General features: G+C 65.6%; 14 protein-coding genes. 3 read left to right on the top strand and 11 right to left on the bottom strand.

Annotation, left to right across the window (positions count from 1 at the left end; translation table 11 throughout):
• Nucleotides 1-8: 8 nt before the first annotated feature.
• The 7 genes from amoH to ACVDHI_RS05430 are packed head-to-tail and all read right to left on the bottom strand — an operon-like array spanning nt 9 to nt 15,506.
• On the bottom strand, nt 9-1,553 hold the full coding sequence (amoH, locus tag ACVDHI_RS05460; protein ID WP_447211827.1) for an amonabactin biosynthesis glycine adenylation protein AmoH: 1,545 nt from the start codon (nt 1,551-1,553) through the stop codon (nt 9-11).
• Nucleotides 1,550-7,837, bottom strand: a complete 6,288-nt coding sequence (amoG, locus tag ACVDHI_RS05455; RefSeq protein WP_447211826.1) for an amonabactin biosynthesis non-ribosomal peptide synthetase AmoG — start codon at nt 7,835-7,837, stop codon at nt 1,550-1,552. The genes amoH and amoG overlap by 4 nt, the downstream gene beginning before the upstream one ends.
• Nucleotides 7,838-7,851: 14 nt before the next feature.
• Nucleotides 7,852-8,601, bottom strand: coding sequence for an amonabactin biosynthesis protein AmoA (gene amoA / locus ACVDHI_RS05450; protein ID WP_447211825.1), 750 nt, complete (start codon nt 8,599-8,601; stop codon nt 7,852-7,854).
• 20 nt (nt 8,602-8,621) lie between these two features.
• Entirely contained in the window at nt 8,622-11,711 is a 3,090-nt protein-coding gene (gene amoF, locus ACVDHI_RS05445) for an amonabactin biosynthesis non-ribosomal peptide synthetase AmoF (RefSeq protein WP_447211824.1), read from the bottom strand.
• Nucleotides 11,708-12,634, bottom strand: a complete 927-nt coding sequence (gene amoB, locus ACVDHI_RS05440; RefSeq protein ID WP_447211823.1) for an amonabactin biosynthesis bifunctional protein AmoB — start codon at nt 12,632-12,634, stop codon at nt 11,708-11,710. The genes amoF and amoB overlap by 4 nt, the downstream gene beginning before the upstream one ends.
• A 17-nt stretch (nt 12,635-12,651) precedes the next feature.
• Nucleotides 12,652-14,322 (bottom strand): (2,3-dihydroxybenzoyl)adenylate synthase, encoded by a 1,671-nt coding sequence (locus ACVDHI_RS05435; protein ID WP_447211822.1) that lies wholly within the window; start codon nt 14,320-14,322, stop codon nt 12,652-12,654.
• Complete coding sequence (locus ACVDHI_RS05430) at nt 14,319-15,506, bottom strand: isochorismate synthase (protein ID WP_447211821.1); 1,188 nt, start codon at nt 15,504-15,506, stop codon at nt 14,319-14,321. Before ACVDHI_RS05430 ends, ACVDHI_RS05435 begins: the two co-directional genes overlap by 4 nt.
• A gap of 320 nt (nt 15,507-15,826) precedes the next feature.
• Here ACVDHI_RS05430 and ACVDHI_RS05425 point away from each other — a divergent pair, with 320 nt between their 5' ends.
• Nucleotides 15,827-16,378, top strand: coding sequence for a lipoprotein (locus ACVDHI_RS05425; RefSeq protein WP_039038906.1), 552 nt, complete (start codon nt 15,827-15,829; stop codon nt 16,376-16,378).
• A gap of 146 nt (nt 16,379-16,524) precedes the next feature.
• Nucleotides 16,525-18,525, top strand: coding sequence for a hypothetical protein (locus ACVDHI_RS05420; protein ID WP_202007125.1), 2,001 nt, complete (start codon nt 16,525-16,527; stop codon nt 18,523-18,525).
• Between the two features lie 58 nt (nt 18,526-18,583).
• Here the strand turns inward: ACVDHI_RS05420 and glgC are convergent, their stop codons facing one another.
• Complete coding sequence (glgC, locus tag ACVDHI_RS05415) at nt 18,584-19,858, bottom strand: glucose-1-phosphate adenylyltransferase (protein WP_039038908.1); 1,275 nt, start codon at nt 19,856-19,858, stop codon at nt 18,584-18,586.
• Between the two features lie 188 nt (nt 19,859-20,046).
• Between glgC and ACVDHI_RS05410 the strand changes: the two genes are divergently transcribed.
• Complete coding sequence (locus tag ACVDHI_RS05410) at nt 20,047-21,684, top strand: EAL domain-containing protein (RefSeq protein ID WP_103254841.1); 1,638 nt, start codon at nt 20,047-20,049, stop codon at nt 21,682-21,684.
• Here ACVDHI_RS05410 and ACVDHI_RS05405 read toward each other — a convergent pair.
• The 3 genes from ACVDHI_RS05405 to ACVDHI_RS05395 form a co-directional block, all read right to left on the bottom strand.
• On the bottom strand, nt 21,647-22,141 hold the full coding sequence (locus ACVDHI_RS05405) for a hypothetical protein (protein WP_010674428.1): 495 nt from the start codon (nt 22,139-22,141) through the stop codon (nt 21,647-21,649). The genes ACVDHI_RS05410 and ACVDHI_RS05405 overlap by 38 nt on opposite strands.
• Before the next feature lie 146 nt (nt 22,142-22,287).
• Complete coding sequence (locus ACVDHI_RS05400) at nt 22,288-22,650, bottom strand: DUF2750 domain-containing protein (RefSeq protein WP_010674427.1); 363 nt, start codon at nt 22,648-22,650, stop codon at nt 22,288-22,290.
• Between the two features lie 123 nt (nt 22,651-22,773).
• Nucleotides 22,774-24,402 (bottom strand): methyl-accepting chemotaxis protein, encoded by a 1,629-nt coding sequence (locus ACVDHI_RS05395; RefSeq protein ID WP_042017275.1) that lies wholly within the window; start codon nt 24,400-24,402, stop codon nt 22,774-22,776.
• Nucleotides 24,403-24,440 lie beyond the last annotated feature (38 nt).

Genomic DNA, 24,440 nt, shown 5'->3' with positions numbered 1-24,440 from the left:
AAGGCCGCCTACTCGGGCAAGGGCAGCGCCTTTCTGTCCAGCTTGCCGCTGCCGGTCTTTGGCAGAGCATCCAGCAGGATAAGCCGCGCCGGCACCATGTAGTGGGGCAGCGTCGCCTGCAGCCCCTTGCGCAGGGCCAGCCGGTTGAGAGTCACCCCGCTTTTCGCCTCCACGTAACCCACCAGCATGGCCTCGTCCCCCTCGCCCACCAGACGCACCGCCGCCTCCTGCACCCCGGCCTGGCGACGCAGTCCCGCCTCCACCTCGCCGAGCTCGATGCGAAAACCGCGCAGCTTGATCTGATCGTCGCGCCGTCCCAGATAGAGGAAGCGGTCCGCCCCCAGCCGCCGTACCCGATCGCCTGTGCGATAGAGGCGATGGGTGGCAAGGCGCAGGAAGGCGGCGCTGGTCAAGGCTGGCTTGCGCCAGTACCCCTCGCATAGGGCCGGGCTCTCGATACAGAGCTCGCCGCACTCCCCCTCCGCCACCGGCTGCCCCACTTCATCCAGCACCCAGTGACGATAGCCGGGCAGGCTGTGGCTGATGGTGATCTGGCCATCAGTCGGTGGCCAGCGCACCTCGCTCACCAGCGACCAGACGGTGGCCTCGGTGGGCCCGTAGCAGTTCCACAGCTGCCGGGTGCAGGCACAGAGCTGCTCGGCCAATCCCGAGTCCAGCGCCTCACCGCCGCACAGGGCGGTGAGGGAATTGCGCCCCTGCCAGCCCGCTTTAAGCAGCATGCGCCAGCAGACCGGGGTCGCCTGCAGCCAGTTGATGGAGGGGTCGGCCTCGAGCAGCGCCAGCATCCCCAGCGGATCCTTGTTGTGCTCGCCGCCCGCCACCGTCAACCGGCCACCGCCCCAGAGCGGCCCCAGCATCTCCAGCAGGGAGATATCGAAGGCCGGGGTGGTGATGAAGAGCCAGTGGCAGCTCGGTGAGAGCCCGAGCCGTTCGCGGATCCCGTCGAGGAAGCAGAGCAGGGCCCGCCGGCTGATGACCACCCCCTTGGGCTCGCCGGTGGAGCCCGAGGTGAACATCATGTAGGCGGCCAGGGCGTCATCCACCTGGGGCCAGGAGACGGCCCCTGCCGCTGCCGGCCCGTCGAGGGTGCGCAGCGGACAACCGAAGGCGGGGGCCGGCCTGTCGCCGTCGCAGATCACCGCCGACAGGCGCGCCTGGCGGGCGATCCCCTGCAGCCGCTCCACCGGAAAGTCCGGCTCAAGGGGCACGAAGGTGAGGCCGAGCCGCAGGCAGGCCAGCAGGCTGGCCACCAGATCGGGGCTGCGGGAGAGATAGAGGCCGACCCGCTCCCCTACCGCCAGCCCCTGCAATCGGGCGGCAATCTCGCCGACCCTGGCATTGAGCGCGCCATAGCTAAGCCACTGCTCATCTGATCCGCCCTCACTGATGCTCTCCCCGCCCATGCGGATGGCGGGGGCCAGCGGAGTGGCGGCCAGACATGCCGCCAGCCGCGCCCCCAGGTTGGCCGCCCCCTCACGGGGGGCAGGCCGGGTTTGCACGAGCGGAGCCTCATGTTTGATGGTCACTGTCATAGAGCGGCCTCCGTTTGGCGCACCAGCCAGTGTCGATAGAGCCGGCTGGGGGATGGATGGGCCTTGAGGGTCTGCAGGGTAAGCAGCGCCCGCTCCTGGCCAAACGCCTCGTTGAGAGCCGCCAGCAGGGAGAGCTGCTGCACCGAATCCACCCCGAGTTCACACAGGGTCTGCTGCCAGATGCCAGGCACACCGCACAGACGCTCCCACAGGGCCACCAGCGCGCGGGCCTCGGCCGGCGGCTGAGCCAGACCGGGTTCATCAGCCTTGGTGGCGGCCACTTGCGCCTTCGCCGGGGACGGTGCCGCCGCCACTCTGGCCGGTTGGCTCAGATCCACCTGCGCCAGCCAGTCGAGCTCGGCCAGCCAGTCAGCCAGCACCGCCTCGGCCCGGGTCTCGGGGATCTGCTCGCCGTCGAACTCGAGGCGCAGCTGGAGCGTCTCACCCCGGCTGCTGACCACCAAGGAGAGCGGCAGCTCCACCTTCTCCACCACGGCGCCAAAGCGCGGCACCAGCTGGTGGGGTTCGGGGGCGGCAGGGGCCGCCGGCATGGGGTAGTTCTCGAACACGAACAGGCTCTGGAACAGGCGCGCCCGGCCTTTGGTCAGTGCCGCCAGCGACTGGGTGCCGTGCTCGTTGAGCGCCATCAGGTCGGTCTGCAACCGGGCAATATGCTCGGCCAGGGTCAGCTCGATGCGCCAATCCAGGATGAGCGGCAGGCTGTTGATGTAGAGCCCGACGCTCGCGGTGATCCCCTCGATGGGGTAATCCCTACCCGGGGTCACGTTGCCCACCAGGGTGACGGCATCGCCAGAGCGGCGTGCCAGCAGACGGTGCCAGGCATATTGGGCCAACAGGCCCGCGGTCACGCCAAGGTCGCGGGCACGGCGCGCGAGCAAGGTCGCCACCTCGGCCGGCAGCGCCGTGGCGCACACCGCCGGTCGCTGCTGGGTATGGCGCCCGCTTGAGCTAGCGTCCAGCGTCACCCCGAACAGGCAGGCGAGATCGTTAGGCTTGGCCAAGAGCTCTCCACGCCCCTGCCAGTAGGCGTCGGCGCTGCGGGTTTGGCTGGCGATATGGCGGCCAAATTCGAGCCAAGCGGTATCCGGATCGCGTTGCGGCAACAGGCCGTTCATCAGCGCCTGATAGCCGCGATGCAAGGAACCCAGCAACACGGGGCCGCTCCAGCCATCCAGCACGCCGTGATGGGCGCTGAAGATCACCTTGTGGTGATCGGGGGCCAATTTGAAACAGGCAAGGCGCAGCAGGGGCGCCTGCTCGAGCGGGATCGGGCGGGCCAGATCCTGCTCACGGTAGGCCTGGACCCGAGCCTCTGCATTTTCCACTTCAGACAAGTCCTCATAGTGGAATGGCAACTCGGCGCGCTTGAGGATGCGCTGGAGCGCCACCCCGTCTGCCAGCACCAGTTCGCTGCGAAGGGCCGGCCAGCGAGCGATCTCCCCCTGCCAGGCCTGACGGTAGACCGCCACGTCCAGCGGCTGGTGATAGTCGATTTCGGTCTGCAGGTGATAGGCGTGATCCCGGGGCAGCAGCACCCTGTGATGGAACATGCTCTGCTGGAGCGAGGTCATGGGCAGCAGGGTCTCCACCTCGCGCCCGGCCAGCACCCGATCGAGCCCAGCTTGCGAGAGGTCAAGCCCCGGGAAGTCGCTCGGGGTATGGCGCGGCGCCTTCACCGCGCAGCAGTGCTCCACCAGCGCCGTCAGGTTGTCCGCCAGCCGCGCCATCAGAGCGTCGCTCCCTTGCTGGTTGAGGGCGCCCACCTGGCGCAGGGTGAGGCGCCCATCAAACACCCCACCGTGCAGACTGACCAGCTCGCGCGGCAGGTTGTCAGGGGAAGTAGGAGCCCCCGGCGCCAGCGGCAGGGGCTGCCAGGGTTGAGCGGCCTCGCCCTGATGGCTGACCCCCAGGTAGTTGAAGACGACAAGGGCCTGGGGCAGCTCAGACCCACGAGGGTGGTGCAGCCGCAGGGCGTTGAAACCCACTCCCTTGTCCGGCACGGCGCGCAGCTGCTCCTTGGTGGCGCATACCAGCGCATCCCACTCCTTGGCATCTGCCAGCGCCAGCGGATAGGTGCTGGTGAACCAGCCCAGGGTACGGCTCACGTCCAGTTCAGCATCGATGGCCTCGCGGCCGTGCCCTTCCAGCATCACGCAGTGACGGCTGCCGTAACCCAGCTCGCTCAGGGTACGGGTCAGGGCCACCAGCAGCAGGTCGGGCACCCGGGTGAAGTAAGCCTGGTTGGCGGTGTCGATAAGCCGGGCCGTGGTCTCCTGACTCAGTTGCAGCAGGCTGGCGGCGGCGCGGCCATCGGCAGCGCGCGCCGCTTCCAGCAGGTGACCCTGGCTGCCTTCCCCCTGAGCCAGCCAGAAGCCAAGCTGATCCTCTTCCCGTCTGGCGTAGGCCGCGAGCCCCTCACCCCACTGGCGATAGCTGCTGCCCTTGGCGGGCAGCGGCTCACCCCTGCTCACCCGGGCCAGATCCTCGGCCAGGATGCGCCAGGAGACCGCATCGATGACCAGGTGGTGGAAGGCAAGGAAGAGCCCCTCCACCGTCTCGCCCTCCCGATCCCCCTCCAAGGAGAGATTGCGCAGGCGGGCCCAGGCCAGGGTGTGGCCGCTGGCAGGATCCAGATCTCCCTGCAGCTCGGTCAGGCGGGCTTGCAGCTCAGCCTCATCGAGATTGGCGGCATCCAGGGTCGGCAGCGGCGGCAATGGCTGCTCGGCCAGGTAGCGCTGGCCGGTCGGGGTCACCGCCAGGCGCAGGGCATCGTGGTGCTGGCGCAGGGCATTCAGCCAGCCGCGCAGGTCCTCATCGTCCACCCCGGCCGGCAGGCGCAGGATCACCCCCTGGTTCCAGTGACCGGATGTGGCAAAGCCCTGCTCGAAGAACCAGTGCTGGATGGGGTGGAGCGGGAACTCGCCCGTCAGGCTGCCCTGCTCGCTCCTGTGGCTGACCGCCTGCTGCTGGCCGAGCTGGCGGCAGAGGCGGCGCACCGTCTTGGCTTCGAACACGTCCTTCACGCTGCAGTGCAATCCCGCATCCCGCAACCGGGTGGTGAGCTGGATGCTGAGGATGGAGTCACCGCCCAACCGGAAGAAATCATCCTCCACCCCGAGGGGCTGCTTGAGCACCCCTTGCCAGATGGCGAGCACGGTCTGCTCCAGTTCGTTTTGTGGCTCGCCCTTGCTCTGCTGCCAGACGATGGCGGGCAGTCGGCGCAAGTCCAGCTTGCCGTTGGGGGTGAGTGGCATCTCGGGCAGCCAGCACAGGCGCGCCGGCACCATGTATTCGGGCAGGCACTCGCCGGCCCGCTGCAGCAGGGCATCGCCGTCGGGCTCGTTCGCCCCGGCCTGCAAACAGGCATACGCCAGCAGGCGCCCCTCCTGCACCACCACCTTGATCTGACGAATGGCCGGGCACAATTCGGCAAGCCGGGTCTCTATCTCACCCGGCTCGATGCGATAGCCGCGCAGCTTGATCTGCTCGTCTATCCGGCCCAGATACTGGATGTTGCCGTCGCGGCGCAGCAGGGCCCGATCGCCGGTGCGATAGAGGCGATGGGTACGTTCCCCATTCGTTGTATCAAAGGCCAGCTCGATAAAGGCCTCTTGGGTACGCGCCGGCAGATTGAGGTAGCCGCGGGCCAGCCCCAGCCCCGCCAGGCAGAGCTCGCCGGGCACCCCCACCGGGCAGGGGTTGCCCGCCTCGTCCAGGATCAGCGCCTTCAGGTGGTTGACGGGTCGACCGATTGTGATGGGCGCCCCCGGAGTGAGCCGCGCGCAGAGCGCGGTGACGGTGCACTCGGTCGGGCCGTACATGTTGAACAGCGCCACCCGCTCTCCCCAACGCTCCACCAGGCTGCTCGGGCACGCCTCGCCGCCAAAACCGATGGCCTTGAGGGAACCGAGATCCGTCGGTGGCAGCAGGTTGGCGAGCAGGGCGGTCGGCAAAATCATGTGGCTGGCGCCGCAAGCGATCGCGGCACCGATCACCCCCTCGCCCGGCTCGCCAAAGTGCAGGGCCGCGCCGCAGTAGAGCGGCAGTAAGCTGGTCATGTTGCCTGCATCGAACGAGAGGGACATGCAGTTGAACATGGCCCCATCCTGATCAAGGGCGATGCGCTCGCCGTGATCCGCCATCAGGTTGACCAGGCTGCCCTGCTCCACCATGACCCCCTTGGGCAGACCGGTGCTGCCGGAGGTGTAGATGATCTGGGCCAGCATGGCGGCGTCCCGGGGCAGTGCGGGCGTGCTGGTTGGCATCTTGTCCAGCGCCAGCTGGTGCAGATCGTGATATTCGGCAGTCGTGCCCGCCAGCGCCTCGCCAAGCCGCGGGTCCGGCACGCCCCCCAACACCAGGCTGATGGATGCATCGCCTAAGATATGGGCCAGCCGCTCGGCAGGATAGGCAGGGTCGAGGGGTACATAGGCCGCCCCCGCCTTCCAGCAGGCGAGCAGGGCGATGACGAAGGCAACATCGCGTCTGGCCTGGATGCCGATGGCGGCGCCCGGGGTAATGCCGCAGGATTGCAGCCAGTGGGCCAACCGGTTGGCACGCACCTCCAGCTCGCCATAGGTCAACGATTGCACGCCGTCGCTGACCGCCAGCGCATCCGGCAACTGAATAGCGCGCCGCTCGATATGGCAGAGCAGGGTGTCGCGGCTCGGGTAATCCGGCGGCAGGTCTGCAAGCTCGGCGGCCAGCGCGGCCTGGTCGGTGCCCGCCTCCAGCGGCAGTTGCCAGATGTCGGTCTCGGGGGCCGCCACCACGGCGCGCATCAGGTGCAGCAGGCGATCGGCGTAGGCCTGGATGGTCTCTCGCTCGAACAAGGCGGTGGCGAACAGCCAGTCCACCCGGACGGAGTCCATCAGCTCGGTCACCTTGACCGAGATGTCGGTCTTGGCCGGCAGCACCGGCGAGGTCTCCTCCACCAGCTGGCAACCGGGGATGAGATCGTTGAAGTCCACCTTGGCCTGATAGACCAGCATGATCTGGAAGATGGGGTTGATGGCGGTGGTGCGATCGGCGCCGATGGCCTCGGCCAGTGCCTCGAAACGGTAGAGCTGGTGATCGAAGGCCGCCAGATCCTCCTCCCGGCACTGCTGCAGATAGTCGACAAAGCTGGGCTTGCCGCTGAGTTGAGTGCGCAGCACCAGGGTATTGACGAAAAAGCCCACCAGCGACTCGATCTCGTGGCGCTCGCGATAGGCGAGCGGGGTGCCGATCACCACCTCCTTCTCGCCGCTCTGGCGCACCATCAGCAAGGCAAACAGGGCGTGCAGACCGATGAAGTTGGAGGTGCTGTGCCGTTGGCACAGGCGCTTGAAGCTCTCCCACAGGTCGCTCTCGATGGTGGAGAAGACCAGCTCGCCGCCGCTGTCCTGATGGGCCGGGCGCGGCTTGTCCAGCGGCAGACCGTGCACCTCGGGGCTGCCACCGAGCCGATCGACCCAGAACGGCTTGAACTCGGCGTGATAATCGAGAAAGCGGTCCGAGTTGAACCAGCGGGCATAGTCGATGTAGGTGAGCGGCAGCTCGCTCACCTGCAGAGGCTCGCGGTTCTGATGGGCAAGAAAGGCACGCTTGAGATCCGCGAACATGTTCTTGACCGACCAGCCGTCGGAAATGATGTGGTGCTGGGTGATCAGCAGTACGTGCTCGCGGCTGCCCAGCCGAATAAGATGCACTCGGCTCAGATCCCCCTGGGTCAGGGAGAAGGGACGTCCAATCTCCTCGCGCACCCGGCGAGCCACATAGGCCTCCCGCTCGGCAGCGGGCTCTGCGCTGACATCCTCTATCTGCAGCTTGAAGGGCGTGTGGGGCAGGATCTCTTGGGCCCCCCTGCCCGCCTCGTCCTTGATGAAGCGGGTACGCATGCTGGGGTGGCGGGCAAACAGGTGGTCGAAGGCAAACTCCAGTGCCGCCGTGTCCAGCTCTCCCTTGACGCGAAAATAGACCGGCATGTTGTAGAGGTGGGAGGCCTCCTCGTACTGCTCGATAAACCAGAGCCCGCTCTGGGATGACGAGAGCGGCCCCTGCCGGGCGCCCTCGGCATTACGTTGCGCAAGAATGGGCGCCTCGAAGGCGGCGCGGGCCGCCAGGCAGCGCACCAGCTCATCCTTGTGGGCCTTGATAGTGGCGCCGATGGCCGGCGTCACCGCCTCCTTGCTCGACTGGGAGATAAGCTGGCCCCTGTCGTTCAGCGCCAGCTTCACTCCCTGCCGTTCCAGCTGTTTCAACAGCAAAATCATATTGTTCATCTGTTTCTCAAGCCTCAGGCACTCAGGGTGGCGCCGCCGTCGACGACCAGATCCTGCAGCGTGATGTGGCTGGCCAGATCCGAGGCCAGGAAGAGGACGGTATGGGCGATCTCCGCCGGGGTGGCGACCTTGCGCAGGGGGATACCGAGCTTGAACTGCTCCGGCAACCCGGCAATGGTGCGGGCCATGGCCTCCTCGCTTGGCAGCATGCCGCGCAGCATGGGGGTATCCGTCGAGCCCGGCGACACCAGGTTGGCGCGCACGCCGAAGGGGGCCAGCTCCAGCCCCACCGTCTGGGTCAGGCTGGTGACCGCCGCCTTGGAGGCGCAATAGGCCGCCATCTGCATGCGCGGCACATGGGCCGCGTTGGAGCCGATGGTGACGATGGCGCCGCGCCGCTGCTCCTTGAAGTGGGGCACCAGGGCCCGCAGCAGATAGAAGACGCCGCTGGCGTTGACCGTCATGCAGTCGTGCCAGTCATCATCGCTTAAGGTTTCGGTGGGACCGAGGCGCAAGACCCCGGCCCCGTTCACCAGCACATCGAGCCCGCCGTCCGCCAGCAGCGCTGCGCAGCAGGCGTTGACCGCCTGCGAGTCGCCGATATCGAGCAGCCGGGTGGCATAGGGGTAGTCGGCTTCGGGAAACGCCAGATCCAGCCCCACCACGGCGGCGCCAGCCGCCACGAACTGCGTCGCCACCTCGCGGCCGATGCCGCGCCCGGCCCCGGTCACCCAGACCCGCTTGCCAGTAAAATCAAAGGCCATTGCTTGTTGCTCCTTGCTCATCACCACACCATCTCCACGCTCTCTTCATCCTCGGCAAGCAGGCCGTCGAGGAAACGGCAGAAGTCGTCGAGACGCGGGTGATCGAACACGTCGGAGACCTTGACCTGCACCCCGAACTCGGCGCCGAGCCGGTTGACTATCTGGATGGTCTGCAGGGACTGGCCCCCCAGTTCGAAGAAGTTGTCCGTGGGCGCCATGGTGGCGAGCCCCAGGATCTGCTGCCAGATGGCGCCGACTCGGTTCTCGGTCTCACTGCCCAGGGTCAGGGCTTCGCCGCCCGCCTGGTAGGCGACCAGCAGGGCCTTGCGATCCAGCTTGTTGGAGCCGGTGCGGGGCAGCTGGTCATAGTGGCGATAGTCGGTGGGGATCATGGCGGCGGGCAACACCCTGGCGAGCTGCGCCTTGATGACCCGGCTGTCGCGCTCCGGCCCCGCCACGAAGGCCACCAGCCGGCGCACGCTGCCGATGCTCACCCCCTGCACGCAGGCCTCGTCCACCCCGGGCAGGGCCAGCAGCTGGGCCTCCACCTCGCCGGGCTGGATGCGATAGCCGCTTATCTTGAATTCGTTGTCGCGCCGACCGAGGTAGACCAGCCGGCCGGCCACCAAGCGCACCCGATCGCCGGTGCGATAGACGGGCATCTGCTCCGCGCCAACCCGCAGAGTGCCAAAGCTCCCTTGCACACCGCCCACGTAACCATTGGCCAGTTGTGGGCCGAGCAGCACCAGCTCTCCTTCCTCGGCAGGTTGCTCCCCCGCCCCCAGAATGAGCGCCTGCATGCCGGGCAGCGGCAGGCCGATGGGCAACTTGGCCTGGCTCGGGTCCTCCTGTTGCAGCTCATGGGTGGTCACCACCACTGTGGTCTCGGTGGGGCCGTAGGTGTTGAACAGGCGCACATCGGAGCGGCCCTGGCGCTGCCACTGGGCCAGTTGCTCGGGGTAGACAGCCTCGCCGCCGATGATGACGGTGGCCAGATTGGCAGGAATGTGGGCCTGACCCGCCGTCAGCGCCACCACCCACTCGTTCCAGAACGCGGTGGGCAGGTCGAGGTGGGTGATCCCCATCTGCTCCACCCCGGCCGCAAAGGCGGGCATGGATTCGAGCAAGGCGTCGGTGCGCAGCACCAGGGTGGCACCGGCGCTCAAGGTGGCGAACACCTCCTCGATACTGGCGTCGAAGTTGAAGGGGGCGAATTGCAACATCCGCGCCTCTTCATCCAGGTGATAGCGGCAGCGGGCGGCGGCGGCGAAGTGATCCAGCGCGCCGTGGCTCACCGCCACCCCTTTGGGCAGACCGGTCGAACCCGAGGTGAACATCAGGTAGGCGACGGCGCGGCCGGCGGCCGGCTGGTTGAGCCGATCACCGCTCACCAGATCCCCCGCCAGCAGGGTGCGCCCCTCAAACAGGCTGGCCAGCTTGTGGCGGTACTCGGCCTGGGTGATCAGGGTCTTGACCTCCCCCAGCCGCAGGATATGGCCCTGACGCTCCAGGGGCTGCTCGGGATCGAGCGGCACATAGACGGCGCCCGCCAGCAGCACCGCCAGCTGGGCGAAGATGGCCTGGGGGGTACGCGCCAGCATGACCCCCACCTTGTCGCCGGGGGCGACGCCTGCGGCCTGCAGGGCGGCCGCCATCTGTTCGGCTCTGGCCAGCAGCGCCTCATAGCTGAAGCGGGCCTCTCCCTGCTCCAGCGCTATCTTGTCCGGGGTCTGAGCGGCGAAGTGGCAGAGCGCCTCCAGCACCGGCCGCACCTGGAGAGCTTCATGGGAGGGGCCGGCGATCAGGGCGCTGGCTCGCTGCTCGGCCAGCCAGTCGGCCTTGAGGGTCCCCAGGGTCTGGGCGGGCTCGGCCAGCCAGCGGCCCAGCAGGGCAAACAGGGTATCGGCGATGGCTGCCAGATCGGCCTGCTGGTAGCAGCCGGGGTTGGCGTCCAGATCCAGTCTGGGCTGGCCATCGACGCCGACCTGCACCTCGATAGTGAGATCCTCCACCGGGCCGGCGCTGATGTTGAGAATATGGGCAGATAACGGCCCGAAGCGGCGAGCGTGATCGAACGGCATGATGTTGACCAGCGGGCCGAACAGGCGCTTGTCGCCCCCCACCAGGCCAAGGTCACGGCGCAGCAGTTCGTAGCGGTAGTGCTGATGTTTGCGCACCCCGCGCTTGGCCTTGGCCACGGCGCCGGCGGCCTCCGCCAGACTCAGCCCCTCTTCGAGCTCCAGAGCAAGGGGGGTGATGTTCATCTGCATGCAGGGCACGGTCAGCGACGCCGAGCCGATGCGGTTCATCATCATCAGGCCGAGCAGGGTCTTATCCTGGCCGCTCGACAGCGACAGCTGGGCAGAGAGGCCGGCCAGCAGCAGATCGGGCCAGCCCAGCTTGTGCTCGTCGGCAAAGCCGGTCAGGGATTGCCAGAGCGCCGCCGGCAGCGGGCGGCTCTCGCGGATAAATTCGGCGGCAATCGGTGCGCGGGTCTCGCCAAAGGACTTCACCTCGGGCCAGCCTTGCAGCTGCTCCTGCCAGAAGGCGCGGGCGGCGTCGTTCTTGCCGCTCTGCTCGCGGCTCGCCTCTTCTGCCAGCACTTCAGCCAACGAGCCGAAGGGAGATGGGGAGTTCATCTCACCGGCCAGCCCCTGTGCATACAGTTCGGCGATGCGCTGGAACAGCAAGGTGGTGCCAAAGCCGTCGAGGGCGATGTGGTGCACGCAGCTGTAGAGATAATCGCGTCCGGGGCCGCGCAGCAGGGCGAAACGGCAGGGCGCCTCTTGGGTCAACTCGAACGGGCGGCGCAGATCGGCCCAGGCCCAGGCGCGGGCCAGCGTCTCGTCATCGTGCTCGAGGGAGATTTCTTCATAGGCCAGGGGCAGCTCATGCGAGACGAAGCAGACCGCCTCCTTATCGTCTTCGAAGTGGCCCTTGAGCGCCTCGCACTCCCCTACCGCCTTGGCAAGGGCCGCGGCCAGCACGGCCGCCTCGACCTTGCCGTCGAAGGCGATGCACTCGGCGGTGTTGAACATCGCCTTGTCGTCGTTGAGCAGATGTCCGGACCAGAGCCCCTGCTGGGGGATGGTCAAGGGGAAGCGGTTCATGGGGTCACCTCCAGCGCCTGGGCTGCCAGCCTGGCCTCGATGAGGCGCCACCAGCCGTTGAGGGTCGGCAACTTGGCGAGATCCACGAAGCCGAGATCCACCCCGGCGGCGCGCCACTCGGTGAGCAGGGCCATGATCCGCACAGAATCCAGACCGTAGTCGATGAGGTTCTCGTCGGGGTCAAACTCATCTTCGTCCTCGTCGATATGACTCAGCAGCCGCGCCTTGAGCCCCTCGTAGGTCAGCAACGGATTGGTCAGCAAGGGATTGGTGGGCTGGGCGGCAGAAGCGGAAGCCGGAGCAAGGGTCAGCACCTCCTCGCAGCGGATCACCTTGCCGCAGCGGGTTGCCACGTAGTCGAGCGCCATCTGATGATCGGCCAGAGAGAAATCCGCCACCCCGTCCGCCAGGAAGAAGGGCTGGATGTCGCGCATGAAGGCGTCGCAGGCGGTCATCATGCAGCCGATATGGCCGTAGATGCCGCCGATGATCAGCTGATCCCGTCCCAGCGCTTTGAGCATCTGCTCCAGCTCGGAGCGCTGGAAGGCGCTGTAACGCCACTTGACCAGCACAGTATCGTCCCGCTCTGGGCGCAGGGCTGCCACCACCTGCTGCTGCTCGGGCCGCTTGTTGATACCCGGGCCCCACATGTCGTTGAGCAGGGCGCGATCTTCAGGGGATTGATCCTTGGGCTGGGCGGTGTAGAAGACCGGGATGCCGAGGGCCTTGCACTGCTTGCGCACGGCGGCCAGCTGCTCGGTGAGCGCCGCGATCAGCGGGCTGTTTTCGCCATAGAAGGCGGTGAAGTACTCCTGCATGTCGTGGATCAGCAGGGCGGCGCGTTTGGGCTCCAGGGTCCAGTCGACCTTGTTGGCCTTCCATTGGCTGGGCATGGCGTAATTGTTCAGGGTTGGGATAGCCATAACGTCATGATTCCTTACTAGTTTTTATGCTGTAGAGGCTGGTTGGCGGCGATGGCGTGCGCAATGCGCGCCCGCAGCCCCTGCTTGTCAATCTTGCCCACCGCCGTCATGGGCAGGGCGTCCAGAGTTTCGAAACGGTCGGGCAGCTTGAAGTCCGCCACCCCGCGCTCGCGCAGAAACTTGCGCAAGGCCAGCGGCTTCAAGGCGGGATCCGTGCTGACGATAAAGGCGCAGCTCTTCTCCCCCATGGCGCTGTCAGGCATGGAGACCAGGGCCGCATGGGTAATGCCCGGGTGGTGCAGCAGCTGGTTTTCCACCTCTTCCGCCGCGATCTTCTCGCCGCCCCGGTTGATCTGATCCTTCTGCCGCCCCACCACGGTGAGGTAACCATCGGCATCCTGTACCACCAGATCGCCGGAGCAGTAGAAACCCTCGGCATCGAACACCCGGGCGTTGTGGGCCGGGCTCTGGTAGTAGCCGCGGAAGGTATAGGGGCCGCGGGTGTGCAGGGCGCCAGGCTCGCCGGGGGCAACCAGATTGCCCGCCTCATCGAGGATGCGCACCTCGTCGTCCGGGCTCATGGGGCGGCCCTGGGTGTGAATGACCTTCTCGTCGGGATCAGAGAGCCGGGTGTAGTTGACCAGCCCTTCCGCCATACCGAACACCTGCTGCAGCCGGCAGCCGAGCAGCGGCCCAATCTTGCTGGCCACCGCCTCCCCCAGCTTGGCGCCGCCCACTTGCAGCAAGTCGAGGCTCTCGAGCTGAGTGCGCGCTGTGGGATCCGCTTCCGCTGCCTGCAGCCAGAGCGAGACCGCCGGCGGCACCAGCGAGGTGAGATTGACCCGGTGGCGGGCGATCAGCGGAAAACAGCTGATGGGGCTGGGATCGGGTGCGAGCACCACGGTGCCACCCACCTCGAACACCCCGAGGGCGCCAGGGGAGCTCAGGGGGAAGTTGTGGGGCGCCGGCAGGGCGCACAGATAGCGGGTATGTGGGTCAAGGCCGCAAATTTCGTTGCTGCGGCGCACGCTGTAGTAATAGTCGTCATGGGTGCGGGGGATGAGCTTGGGAGTGCCGGTGCTGCCGCCGGAGAGCTGGAAGAAGGCCACCTCGTTCGCCGGGGTCGGGGCAAAAGAAACGGATGGGGAGCTCCCCTCATCCCCCTCGCCGAACCAACGGGTCAGTCCCAGCGCCCCTGCGTCACCATCCAGCAGCACCAACTCGGCGCCGATGCTTGCCAGCAGCTCGCTCTCGCGCCCCTTGCTCGCAAACAGCGGATGAGCCAGCGAGCCGATAAAGAGGCGCGGTGTGATCTGCTCGGCATAAGAGAGGAGCTCCAGCCGGTTGTGGCTAAAGAGCGCGTTGACCGGCGCAATGCCGGCCTTGAGCAGGGCAAAGAACACCAGATAGAACTCGGCCACATTGGGGAGCTGCACCAGCGCGGTATCCCCCACCCCCAGGCCGTGGCGGGCCAGATTTGCGGCCAGCAGGCTCGAGGCGGCGTCCAGCTCGCCATAACTCAAGCGACGCCCGCCGCAGAGAATGGCCTCGGCGTCGGGGGCCAGCTCGCACTGACGCGCCAGCATGGCGGTCAGCGGCTCGCCGCGCCAATAGCCCTTGGCGCGGTACAGCTGGGCCAACTCTTCGGGCCAGCGGGTATAGGGCAGGAAGCGGTTGGTATCGCTCATTGCGCCACCTCCAAATCCAGGCCCAGTGCCTTGAGCATGGTGCCCAGCTTGGTGCCGGTCTCGGCCCACTCCATGGCGGGATCCGAGCCCGCGACGATACCGGCGCCAGCAAACAGCTCGACCTGATGGCCATCGAGCACGCCGCAGCGGATCACCACAGCCCACTCGCCGTTGCCCTGGCTGTCGCACCAACCAACGATGCCGCTGAACAGGGCTCGCCGGAAGGGCTCCTGCTCGCGGATGAACTGGCGGGCCAGATCAGTGGGATAGCCGCACAGGGCCGGGGTGGGATGAAGCTGGCAGGCCAAGGAGAGCACCGATGCCTCACCGCCGTGCAGCCGGCCGGCGATGGGGGTGCCCAGATGCCAGAGGGTATCCGTGCTCATCAGCGAGGGATGAGCGGGGATCGCCAGCTCGCGGCAGTGGGGGGTCAGCACCCGGCGGATCTCGTCGATCACGAGGCGGTGTTCATGCTGATCCTTGCGAGAAGCCAGCAGATCCCGGGCCACCATTTCATCTTGCGCCGGTTCGCTCGCCCGTCTGGCGGAGCCCGCCAGCGGATGGGTGAACACCTCTCCCCCGCTGACCCGCAGCAGCAGCTCGGGGCTTGCGCCCAGCAGGCGGCGGTCCTGGCCGAGCGGCAGGGAGAAGTGGAAGGCGTGGGGATTCTGGGCCATCAAACGGGCCATCACCTGCTTAGGATCGGCAGGCTGGTGCAGGGTAAGGGTGAGTTTGCGCGACAACACCACCTTGGCGAGCCGGCCTTGTGCAAACGCATCCAGCGCCGCGCTGACCGAGGCCTGAAATTCGCTGGCCGGCGGGGTGCTCTGCACCGAGATGACCCGGTTGGCCTCGGGGGCCTGCTCAGCCGCTGTCACCGATGACGGCTCTGTCGGGGCCAGTTTCTCGCCCCGCTCATAGCGGCCGGGCACATAGAGGCAGGAAGCCTCTGCCGGGTCGAACGCAAAAGCACCGATGAGCAGGGGGTTGCTCTGGCCGGCAGCCCTGGCTGCATCGAGGGCCAGGGTTATCTGCTGTGCCAGCAGGGGCCACTCGCAGGCGGGGGTGGTGATGGGTTGCCCCAGGTCAGTGGCACTGATCGTGCCCTGACCCGAGGTAAACAAGAAATCAGGCGACATCTTCGCCTCGGCAGGTGTGCCATTGTCCATTACTCGAGTCTTCACGTAACACCCTCAAAGAAGATTCAAAATGATAATGATTATCAATTTGACTTTGTGCGGCGGTAAAATACTCGCTTTGAAATCGCGGGGTCAATGGGATTTTGCATCGTTAAAACAGGAGCTTGTCTGTGGGTACTTCAGAGATGACGCCAGGGCGGGCCTGCTGGCGGTGAAGGGAAACAGCTACTCGAATGAAAACGGATTGCCATCCCCATATGGGGGATGCGACAGAAACCGGTCAGGGCGGCCCCACTGGCGGCCAACCCGCTTTGCCTCTAAGATGGCGCCACCTCTTGTGACAGCCCCGAAAATGGAACCCTCCCATGTTGAAACACCTGCTTCTGCTTCCCTTCGCCCTGCTGCTGGCGGCCTGCTCGCTGACCCAGTACAGCGTCAGCGAAGGGGAGATCAACCAGTACCTCAAGGAGCGAGTCGCCTTCGAGAAACAGCTGGGGATCCCCGGCATCATGTCGAGCAAGATCCGCCTCGATGACATGCAAAGCCGCATCGGCCGCAGCCAGGCCGACAAGGTCGAGCTGGATGCCGCCGGCGAGCTGCAGGTGGCGAGCCCCCTTGGCAGCCAGCAGATGAAGATCCGCCTCTCCCTGCGGGCACGCCCGGACTATGTGGCCGAGCAGGGCGCCATCTATCTGCGCGATCTCGAATTGCTCTCCGTCAAGACAGAGCCAGCGGACGTGGGCACCGCCCTCTCCCCGCTCTTGCCCACCTTCAACCAGTCCCTCTCCCTGTTCCTCTCCCAGACCCCCGTCTACCGGCTCGATGGCAGCCGCCAGAACGAGGCGCGGATCAAGGAGAAGGTCGAAGCCCTCAAGGTGGAGCCGGGCCGACTGGTCATCCCCTTCAAACTGATGTGACACCTGCCGCCGCGCCTCTCCTCTTCACCCCACCGGGGCGCGGTTTTTTTCTTCTCAAGCCCCGCCCTTTGCCCCATAATGCACACCATTCTCATTTAGATTCATGAGAAGCGTCATAATAAAATCAACAATATGGTGAGAAGGACATGAGAAAAACCGTACTGGTGCAGGCGATCGCCTGCGCACTCCTCAGCAGCGCCGCACAGGCTGCCGTCAAGGTGGAGGACAAGACGTTCAACACCGCCGCCAACATGCTGGCCTACACCGAATTCGAGCTCTCCGGCGAGCCGCTGGCCGAGGCCCTCGGTCTGGATCTGGATGTGCTGGACGCCAACCGCGCCGACGAGCCGACCCCGTTCGACTTCGCCGCCGGCATCGAATCCTATGAATACTCCGAAGAGGCAATGTACGCCCTCAACTACCAGTCCGGCATGGGCCCCCATCTGGTAAACGGGCCGCAAAACCAGGCCCGTGGCGGCACCCTGGCCGACCTGGGCAAACGGGTACTGGCCATGGCAGAGGCCGTCGGCTTCCCCGCCGATGAAATTCCCCAGGGCATGTATCCCCTCTCCCTGCCCTACGCCTCCGCCAACCCGGAGTTCGCCCAGGCCGTGAACGCCACCCCGGTCAACGGTGACCAGATCACCATCAAGACCGCCAAGGGCAACGAGAAGAGCGTCAAGACCCAGGTCCCCGCCTACTTCCGCGACTACGCTACCCTGCGCTGGAGCGGCAGTGACAACCTGCTGGTCCCGGCCGCCGTGGGCGGCATCCTGCTCAAGGAGGTGATGTGGTCCCAGGACTTCCTGGGGGGCATGCACGTGGCCGAGACCGATGAAGAGGTGGAAGCCGCGTCCGCCACCATGGATCAGGACGGCAAGCACAAGCTGGGGGTTTCTGCCGCCGACGGCTTCAACGGCATGATGCTGACCGAGCAGTCCATCGACAAGCTCGCCATCCTGCAAGGTCAGCTCGGCTTTGACGGCAAGACCCTGGGCGCCAAAATCACCCCGCAGTACGATCCGGCCAAGGGGGTTGTCTACTTCCCTCATCAGGTGAAAGTGACCGAGACCAGCAAGAACGACGCCGGTGCCATCGGCAAGCTGGAGGTCGTGGACGGCTCCGCCCAGTTGCGCGACGCCTGGATGCTGCTGTGGCCCCTCTCCGAGTTCTACGCCTTCAGCGATCAGCGCACGGCCAACACCAATCAGAACCCGGCCTTCCACGCCGTGTTTGACGGTGCCCCGTTCGCCGCCGCTCCGGCTGCCAACCAGACCAACGATCTGGGCAAGGCGGTGGCGGGCAGCGATGCCTTCTCCCTGGCCCTGAACCTCTCCAACCTCACCTTCAAGAACCTGCTGGCCCTGCACTTCGAGCCCAAGGCCGGCACCCTGGTCGACAGCTGGCAGGCTGGCAAACAGGCCGGGCACGTCACCACCTTCGACGCCGCCTACGCCCTGGTCGCCCTGCAGATCTTCCAGCGCGCCCAGGATGCGCTGCCGGTGGGTTACGCCGCCGGTGACAATGGCGAGCTGAACCTCAAGACCCCGCAGGGTGAGCAGGCGATCGCACTGGTCCGCAAGCAGGCTGATTTCATCCTCGCCAACCTCAAGGGCAAGAACGGCCTGGTCCATGACGGTCTGACCCTGGGCGGCAAGCTTGACGCCGGTCAGTCCATCGACGCCCAGTTCGCCGCCATCCGTGGCCTGACTGCCGCCTTCCTGGCCACCTCGGATGCCAAGTACCGCACCGCGGCGCGCGAGCTCTTCATCGCCGCCGACAAGGCCTACTTCAATGCCAAGGCCGGTACCTGGCTCGCCGGCAAGCAGGGTGAATACACCCCCTGGACCCAGGCCGCCATCTCCGGCGCCCTGCGCTCTGCCATGCTGAACCTGCGCAACGAAGGGGCCGAGAAGGCACCCGAGCTGGAGCTGGCACAGCTGACCCAGCGCTACGTGAGCTGGTTCCGCGGCACCGTCAACGGCGGCATGCAGATGGCCGAGTGGATCGGCGACTCCGGCGAGAACGTCATCGAGGGTGCCGGCAGCGACACCGACGAAGATGGTGTCCCGCAAGTGACCGCCGCCGGTGGCAAGCATGGCACCGCCATGGTGATGGCCGGCAAGGCCCTGGTCAGCGAGAAATAAATCGACCACCAATAGAAAGGGAGCCCAGGGCTCCCTTTTTTTGTCTGTGTCGACGAAGTTAGCCGAGCTTGGCCAGCATCGGCTTGGTCACCAGCACGATGCCCTGCTCGGAGCGGTAGAAGCGGCGTGCATCCTCGTCCGCGTTCTCCCCCACCACCAGGCCGTCTGGCAGCTTGCACCCCTTGTCCACCACCACCCGGCGCAAGCGGCAACCAGCCCCGATCTCGACCCCAGGGAAGATCACCGCCTGATCCAGGGTACAGAAGGAGTGCACCCGCACGTTGGTGAACAGCACCGAGTTGAGCACGAAGGAGCCGCTCACGATGGAGCCCCCCGCGAACATGGAGTTGATGGTCATGCCGTGCTGGCCGTTTCTGTCCTGCACGAACTTGGCCGGGGGCGACATGTTCTGGCTGGTCCAGATGGGCCAGTTCTCGTCATAGATGTCGAGCTCGGGCACCACGGAGGCAAGGTCCATGTTCGCCTCCCAGAACGAATCCAGGGTCCCCACGTCGCGCCAGTAGGGTTTTTGCCCCTCCTTGGCCCCGACACAGGACATGTTGAACGGGTGGGCAAAGGCCTTGCCCTCCCCCACGATGCGCGGGATCACGTCCATGCCGAAGTCGTGCTTGGACTCCTGGTTGTGGATGTCCTCTTCCAGCAACTGGTAGAGGTACTCCGCCTCAAAGATGTAGATGCCCATGGAGGCCAGCGAGCGATCCTCGCAGCCCGGCATGGCGGGCGGATTGGCCGGTTTCTCCACGAAGGCGCGGATCTTGCGTTGCTCGTCGATGTCCATCACGCCGAAAGCCGATGCCTCACAGCGCGGTACCTCGATACAGGCCACCGTCACTTTGGCACCGAGGCGCACGTGGTCCAGCAGCATGGCGGCGTAGTCCATCTTGTAGATGTGATCCCCTGCCAGCACCACTATGTACTTGGGACCGTAGTCACGGATGATGTCGACGTTCTGGTAGATGGCGTCTGCGGTGCCGCGATACCAATGCACCTCGTCCACCCGCTGCTGGGCGGGCAGCAAGTCGATGAACTCGTTCATCTGGTAGCGCAGGAAAGACCAGCCCGATTGCAGGTGGCGCAACAGGCTGTGGGACTTGTACTGGGTCACCACACCCACCCGGCGGATGCCGGAGTTGATGCAGTTGGAGAGCACGAAGTCGATGATACGGAATTTGCCGCCAAAGTGGACGGCGGGCTTGGCGCGGTTATCGGTCAACTGCTTCAGGCGGCTGCCCCGTCCCCCTGCGAGCACCAAGGCCATACTCTGATTCAATAGTTGCCGTGCTTTGGCGGTGTCTACGGGTTCTAGCAACATATCTACCTCTGCTCTGTTGGGGCTGTTTTCAACCCATCTTCGCTTTTTTTACAGACCATGAAAGTGTTTTCACTCACATTTAGTTGCATTCCGCCGGCGCTTTATCGTGGAGTTGCGTGAGTACTCATGTTTTGCGCCAGCGACTTGGTTAGAATTTCTACATCATGAACATCATCAAGGATGAAACGATGTTGAATAAACATGAGGGAAACCTGCTGCTGGTCAGCGCACTGGTCTGCATTCCCATGCTGCTGTTGCAGGGAGTGCTGCTCGCCCCCCCCGCCTCACCGCTCACCCTGCTGCTGGTCCTGATGACCACCCTGACGGGATTCGCCCTGCTGCTCTTTCTCACCCACAGCGTGCGCCGTGGGGAAAAGGCAAGGCAGGAGCAACGCTGGCTGCTGGCGCTGCAGCAGCGGGATCCCGCCATGCTCGACAGCGTACAGGCACAAACGGCTCTGCGCCAGCTCCTTGCGTCCTTCAATGAGGCCGAGATCGATGCCCACCGCCAGATCACCGAATTGCACAATCAGGCGACCCGGGACGAGATGACGGGCCTTGGCAACCGCCACGCCTTCCGGCGCGATCTGACCGAGCTGCTGCAACAGGAAAACACCCAGACCGCCATCCTGGTGCTCATCCGCGCCACCGAGCTCGGGACCCTCAACGCCCAGCGCGGCTTCCAGTCCGGGGATGCCTACATCCGGGACATCGCCGCCCTCATCAGCCACACCGTCAGCCGCTTCCCGGGCCACCGGGTCTATCGCATCTCGGGGGCCGATTTTGCCGTCCTGCTGCCTCCCCTGGCCCAGATCCCGCCCCATCTGCTGGGACGGGATCTGAAGCTCGCCTTCGATCGCTATCAGCACGATCACGAGCTCGAGAGCGCCGCCTACTCGGGCATGACCCGCTTGAGCAGCGAGCAGAAGATAGAGGCCATTCTGGCCCGGGCGGATCTCGCGCTGGCCCGCGCCCAGACGGAGGTGGTCAATGGCTGGGCCATCCAGCAGAACGACGAGGTGGTCGAGGTGCAGGGTCAGCGTCACTGGACCCAGGTGCTGACCGATCTGCTGGAGCAGGAGAGCATCAGCTTCACCTGCCAGCCCATCCAGCCCCTGCATCGCGGCATGCTCGCCTACCACGAGATCTATCCCCGTTTCAGCAGCAGCGACGGCACCGTGCTGCCAAGCGATACCCTGCTCGCCATGGCGCAGCGGCTGGACATGGTACTGCGCCTGACCCAGATGGTGATCCGCCATGTCATCCGCCAATACCGCGCCTTCGGAGGCCACAACAGCCGATGGGGTCTCAATCTGCCGGGCTCCCTGCTGCAAAACAGCGCCTTTCTCATCTGGCTGGATCACCAGTTGCAAAAAGACCCCGACATCGGGGCCAATCTGGTGTTCGAGCTCGACGAGGAGCACCTGGAGCGCAACCTGACCGGGTCCAGGCGGCTGTTCGAGCTGCTCAGGCGCCACGGCAGCCGCTCGGCCATCTGCAACTTCGGCAAGGGGATCGGCTCCTTCAGCCTGTTTCGCGAGCTCAAACCCGACTACATCAAGCTGGACCCCGGTCTCATCACCGAGCTGGAGCAGGATCTCACCAACCAGCAGTTCGTGCGGATGATCGTCGACGTCTCCCATCGCATGGGCTGCCTGGTGATCGCGGAAGGGGTGGAACAGATAGGCCAGAAGCAGATGCTGCAGAGCATGTATGTGGACGGCTTGCAGGGCTACCTCATCGCCCGGCCCCAGGAGCTGGGACCGGAGATCGGTCAGATGGGGATCTTCACGGAGACGGTTTCAGCTTCAACAGGGTCAGAATGATGTCGTTGAGCTGGCGATAACGCTCCAGCTCCTTCTGATCGTAACGGGTCGCCAGCATGGTCGGGTTGTGGCGATGTTTGAGGTAGCGGTTGATCTGCAGGCGGTTGAACCCGGCCACCTTGTAAATCTGGCCGAGCAGGGCATTGAGCTCGTCGTCCGCCAGCCCGGCCCGGGTCAGGTAATCGGGTTGAGACGGGCTCTCCTGGCGGGCCGTGACCTTCTCCAGCTGGCCACGCTCCTGCAAATAGGTGAGCCACTGCTCCACGTAAAGCGGCTTGCAGCCCCCCAGCAGATTGAAGTACCCCACGGCATCGCAGCGGCACCCGCTCAGCAGCACCAGGGCCAGCTCGTCGCTGTCACACTGAAAGCTCACCGGGCCGCTCTGGCTCCAGTCCAGCGCCTGCACCTGGATCCTCCCCTGCGCCCCCGCCTTCGTGGTCACGTCAAAGACAAACATGGCACCTCCCGATCGGCAAAGGGTTGATGATGACCCATCCCCGGAACGGGTGCAAAGGCAAATCGCCTTTCATGGCCCATGGCGGCCATAAAAAAACCGGCCCCCCGAAGGGGGCCGGTTCATCACAATCCGGCAGGACGGCAGGCTCAGGCGTCCAGTTCCACCAGCGCCTTGGCCAGCTCGATGGGCTCGAGCTCCTGACCTTCCAGATCGGCGTTCCAGTTCGGGCCGACCAGCACATCGTCCTCGTCCAGATCGTTGATCCAGATGTCCAGGAACTCTTCGAGCTCGATCACTTCCGGCTCGTAATCCGCCCACTCGTCCACGCAGTGCAGGCGGGCATCCCCTTCGGCGGACCAGAGCGGCATCACGTCCGCATCTTCGAACTCGGCGGAGCGGCACACCACCCAGTCTTCACCGTAGCGCAGACCCCACACCTGACCCGACTCGCGGACTTCTTCGATGAACAGCTGGAAATTGGCGTCAAGATTGTCAGTTAGTTTGCTCATGGGGTCTCTCTCTTGCAAAGCAATGGCAGGCTGTCGGCCAGGGCTGGCCGAGAATGGGGCAGATGGTGTCCCAAAAGCCCCCCAGACTCAAGCCTTATCCCGAAAAAGCGGGGATAAAGGCCGTCAGATGCGATATTTCGCCACCAGGGCCCCCAGCTCGTCGCAGGCCAGCGCCAGTTGCCCGGATGCCTGCTCGGTCAGCCGGTTCTGGGCCAGGGCATCCGCCGCCAGCTGGGTGATGGCCACCAGCCGCTGGTTGATCTCCTCCGCCGCCCGGCTCTGCTCCGCCGCCGCCGTGGCAATCTGCCCATTCATCGCAGTAATGGTGTGGACGGATCCATCGATGGCATTGATGGCGACATCCGCATCGCCGGCCCTGTCCGCCGTCGCGCGGGAGAGCTGCTGCAACTGGCTGATGCCGCTGACCACCTTGCCGGCCCCCTCCTGCAGCCGCTGGATCATCTGCCGGATCTCGTCGGTGGAGCTGTGGGTGCGGGTCGCCAGGGTACGCACCTCGTCGGCGACCACCGCAAAGCCGCGCCCCTGCTCCCCGGCCCGTGCCGCTTCAATGGCGGCGTTGAGGGCCAGCAGGTTGGTCTGCTCCGCCACCCCGCGAATGACGTCGAGCACGGAGCCAATCTGCTGAGTCTCCTGCTCGAGGCGGCTCACCGCCTGCACCGTCTCCACCATCTCGTCCGCCAACTGGCTGATGGACTCCCGGGTCTGGACCACCACCTCGCGGCCATGCTGGGCCAGATTGAGGGCCGAGTCCGCCGCGTCGGCGGCCTGGGCCGCGTGCTGGCCCACTTCGCGGCTACTCACCGTCATCTGCTCCATGGCGCTGGCCACCCGCAGGGTATCCTGCTCCTGGCCGGTGACGATGGCGCCTGTACGCTCCACCACCTCGGCCAGCTGGTGGGCATGCACCCGGTTCTGATCCGCTATATGCTGGCTGCGGGCCACCAGCTGCGCCATCTGGCTGGCGAAGAGGTTGAAGTTGATGCTGAGCTGGCTCAGCTCGTCACGCCCCGACTCCGGCAGACGTACCCGCAGATCCCCCTCCCCCCTGGCGATGTTGCCAAGGGCCGAGACCGAGCGGGAGAGGGGCACGACGATGCTGCGCACAATGAGGCCGACCACGGCAAACAGCAGGAGGGCCAGCACCAGCCCGATCCCCAGCAGGGTGTGCAGCACCTCCCGATACTGGGCCTCGACGTCGTCCACATAGACGCCGGTGCCGATGATCCAGTCCCAGGGGGCGAAGCGCTTGATGTAGGAGATCTTGCGTACCGGTTCGTCCACCCCCGGCTTGGGCCAGTAGTAGGCCACCTCCCCCGCGCCCTGGGCCCGGGCCAGATCGGCGAAGGCGACGAACAGCCTGAGCCCCTGCTTGTCCTCCACCCCGGAGAGATCCTTGCCGTCCAGCTCGGGTTTCATGGGGTGCATCACCATGGTGGGGTGGCTGTCGTTGATCCAGAAGTAGTCATCGTTGCCGTAACGCAACCCCTTGATCAGCGCCAGCGCCTCGGCCTTGGCGCTCGCCTCGTCCAGCTCCCCCTTGCGCACCCTGGCTTCCAGCCCCGCCACCAGACTGTAGGCGGTCTCCACCTGGGCCTGGGTCTGGCGGCTCTTCTCCCCCATCAACCCCTGCTGATAGATCTGCAGGCAGAAGAACAGCAGCAGTCCCAGCAGCGCCAGCACCATCAGGGTCACCAGCGACAGACGCCGACCGATACTCCATTGTCTCAACATACCCTCGCCCCGCAGCAGCTACATATCCTTAACACAAG

Source organism: Aeromonas sp. 25-248 (assembly GCF_053005425.1).
The sequence above is the reverse complement of the archived record's forward strand: the minus strand, read 5'-3'. Positions and strand labels throughout refer to the sequence as shown.